The sequence below is a fragment of the Streptococcus sp. HMSC064D12 genome (genome assembly GCF_001837205.1).
In the GTDB taxonomy this organism is placed as follows: domain Bacteria; phylum Bacillota; class Bacilli; order Lactobacillales; family Streptococcaceae; genus Streptococcus; species Streptococcus salivarius_D.
Genome location: NZ_KV831720.1, coordinates 1 through 1,382, shown reverse-complemented (window position 1 = coordinate 1,382; position 1,382 = coordinate 1). Strand labels below are relative to the sequence as shown.

The 1,382-nt window shown below is 37.3% G+C and carries 2 protein-coding genes; both read right to left on the bottom strand.

Annotated elements, in window-relative coordinates; genetic code table 11:
• Nucleotides 1-84: 84 nt before the first annotated feature.
• Nucleotides 85-471, bottom strand: a complete 387-nt coding sequence (locus HMPREF2697_RS00855) for an IS110 family transposase (protein ID WP_045768432.1) — start codon at nucleotides 469-471, stop codon at nucleotides 85-87.
• A 19-nt stretch (nucleotides 472-490) separates the two neighbouring features.
• Complete coding sequence (locus HMPREF2697_RS00850; RefSeq protein WP_049529073.1) at nucleotides 491-1,252, bottom strand: IS110 family RNA-guided transposase; 762 nt, start codon at nucleotides 1,250-1,252, stop codon at nucleotides 491-493.
• Between the last annotated feature and the right edge of the window lie 130 nt (nucleotides 1,253-1,382).

Genomic DNA, 1,382 nt, shown 5'->3' with positions numbered 1-1,382 from the left:
TTTTTATTTGAAAAAAACATTAAAAATAGCGCAAAAAACTCTTCTTGTGCTATACTGTAATTGAGATTTTTTAAATTTTTGGTGTTAGAACTGTTGCCTCAGTCCTAGCACTTTTTCTTTGTCGTATTCTTGGTGTGTTGCGAGAATTTTGTAAATGATACGAAGTAGCTTATGTGCGCAAGCAATGACGGCTTTCATCTTACTTCCTCTTTGGGAAATTTTGCTATAAAAAGATGAAAACGCATTGTCTTTAGAGTGAGCCGCAATCAATCCCGACATGGTCAAAGCCTGCTTGATATATCGATTTCCTTGCGTGATATGTGAGGATTTTTTAATGCCAGCACTTTCATAAGATCCTGGGCAGAGCCCAGCCCAAGAAGCTAAGTGTGCGTCTGATTGAAAAGCCTTCACATCTGGTCCAATCTCAGCTAAAATTGTGGCTGCACAAGTTTCACTCACACCAGGAATCATTTGAAGTAATCTATTTTCTTCAGGGAAACTCCTTTTCGATATAAGCTATTATTTCACTCCTTAATTTGTTCATGAGTTTTTGATACAATTGATATTCTTCTAGGCTTTGGTCCAAGAGAAATCGATCCTCCAGTGACAACTTCCCATTCATGGCCTCCATTAATTCTTCGGGACTTGCTTTGACATGCTTGTGAATACAAGCTGTCACATTGTCATAATCAATGAGTTCCCCATTGATAAAGAGCGTTAAAAGAGACTGTCCTGTCTTAGAGAAGATATCAGAAAGATAGCTGGTTAGTTTGATATTAGCACGTTGTAAGAGGTTATGAATCTCATTCTTTATTTGAGTTTGACGTTGTTTGTAAGAACGTAACCTACGAGTGAGTAAACGTAACTGCATCACTTCAGGGCTTGGAATGTAAGATGGCTCAATAAGTCCACAACGTCCGAGCTGTGCAATCCATTCGGCATCTTTCATGTCTGTTTTTCGACCAGGCACATTCTTAATATGTTGGGGGTTAGCTAATATCAAATTGAGTTCTGAGTCTGAGAATATATTAAAGAGTGGTACCCAATATTGGCCAGTGCTTTCAAAAAAGACATGTGTGACGTGATTTTCCAATAACCAATCTAAGGCGTTTTGGAGAGCTATAGTTGTTGTACCAAATTTTTTCTGAATCTTTTTAGGTTTATTGCTTTCTAGTGGACCATCTAGAATACAACAAACGATAGACTTTTGGTGGACATCAATTCCACAACAAGTTTCAATCATAACTTCCATTACAAAAACCTCCTGTTAACTATTGAACAATAGAACAAGAGGCTATTAGTAATTTTATTTTCATGCTCAAGGCATATTCGAGTTATCTCATGACTCTTGTTCATCCAGTTTTTGATACAGGCTAGGCAAA

Bases quoted from the DNA above. Each gene is read 5' to 3' on its own strand.
- HMPREF2697_RS00850 (WP_049529073.1), bottom strand. From the start codon at position 1,252: ATGGAAGTTATGATTGAAACTTGTTGTGGAATTGATGTCCACCAAAAG.
- HMPREF2697_RS00855 (WP_045768432.1), bottom strand. From the start codon at position 471: ATGATTCCTGGTGTGAGTGAAACTTGTGCAGCCACAATTTTAGCTGAG.